Genomic DNA, 1,555 nt, shown 5'->3' with positions numbered 1-1,555 from the left:
CGGAACGTGTCAAGGTCGGTGAGACAATCCGTCATGCGGATTGGATGAGTGCCTGTGGTGTCGGTTCGTTGATCCAGGCCTCGGTCGGTGGTTTCGGTGGGGATGGCTTGCGGTGCCTGAACCGGTTGGGGTTGGCCGCGTAGGCGGCGGCGAGGGTGTCGGCGCGTTGTGCCTGGATCTCGGTGACCGTGCCGTAGTGCACCGATGCAGGAGTGTGCAGTGCGATGCCGCTGTGGCGGTGAATGTGGTTGTAGTAGTTGAAGAATGCCGCGCAGAAGGTGCGTGCGTCCTGCAGGGATCCGAACCGGCCGGGAAACGCGGGGCAGTACTTGAAGGTCTTGAAGTTCGCCTCCGAGTACGGGTTGTCGTTGGAGACGTGCGGACGGCTGTGACTGCGGTCCACACCGAGGTCGGTCAGCAGCTGGGACACCGGTTTCGAGGTCATCGACGTGCCTCGATCGGCGTGCAGAGCGAGCTGTCCGGGGGTGATCCGCTGCTCGGTGAGCGCGTCGTCGATGAAGTCCTTCGCCAGTTCACCGGTCTCGGTACCGGCGAGGGTCCAGCCGACGACGTACCGGGAGTAGATGTCGATGATCACGTACAGGTGGTAGAACGTTCCGCGTTCGGGCCCTTGCAGTTTCGTGATGTCCCAGGACCACACCTGGTTCGGGGCGGTGGCGATGAGCTCGGGCTTCTTCTTCGCTGGATGCGTCCGTTGGCGTCGTCGCTCGCGGCTCTCACCGGCGACCTCCAACAGCCGGTACATGGTGCGGACCGAGCACAGGTAGATCCCGTCGTCGAGCAGCCGCGCCCACACCTGCGCGGGGGCGAGGTCGCAGTACTGCGGGGACCGCAGCAGCGTCAGGACCTGCTGTCGTTCCGCCTCGGAGAGCTTGTTCGCCGGTGCCGGCCGCCGCACCTGTCCGGTGGCCGGCCGTGGCTTCCGACGACGGTACAGACTCGCCCGCGCAGCACCGAGCAACACGCATGCCCGCGCCGTGGTGGTCGCGGCCTCCAACTGCGGCAGGTGCTCATCGATCACCGCTTGAACTTCCGCTCGGTGTCCGCGCTCTCGGAGAGCATCTCCAAGAGCGCGTGTGCTTTTCCCGTGATCTCCAACGCCAGCCTGGTTCGTTCCAACTCGGCCTCCAACCGCTGCGTACGCGCACGCAGCCGCTGCACCTCGACCTGCTCCGGGGTACGTTTCGCTCCGCGTGTCTTCGGCGTCAGCGCCTCACGGGTCCCGGCCTGACGCGCCTTACGCCACTCGGCGAGATGCGAGCTGTAGAGGCCTTCCCGCCGCAGCATCGCACCACGATCGGGCGAACCCGACGGCAACGCCTCGTACTCCTCGAGGATCCGCTGCTTGTACTCCGCGGTGAACGTACGCCGCCGTGCCCGCGCACCCGGATCCTGCTCGTTCTCGGCCACCAGGCCAGTATCGACGCTGTCCCGAGTCGATGAGATGGTCATGGTCACGATATCGGTGCCCCAGTCTCGCCCTGTAGTGATGAACTCTGAATCGAACTGTCTCACCTAACCCTGTCACACAGGG

General features: G+C 65.3%; 1 protein-coding gene. It reads right to left on the bottom strand.

The window, feature by feature from the left end:
* Positions 1 to 31: 31 nt before the first annotated feature.
* Positions 32 to 1,479 (bottom strand): IS3 family transposase gene (locus ABD908_RS27275; RefSeq protein WP_385921200.1). Its coding sequence is split into 2 segments (ribosomal slippage): positions 32 to 1,107 and positions 1,107 to 1,479, totalling 1,449 coding nucleotides; the frame shifts between segments, so codons are not numbered across the junction.
* Positions 1,480 to 1,555 lie beyond the last annotated feature (76 nt).

Source organism: Tsukamurella soli (assembly GCF_039541155.1).
GTDB classification, from domain to species: Bacteria; Actinomycetota; Actinomycetes; order Mycobacteriales; family Mycobacteriaceae; genus Tsukamurella; species Tsukamurella soli.
This window is presented reverse-complemented; position numbering and strand designations above follow the sequence as displayed.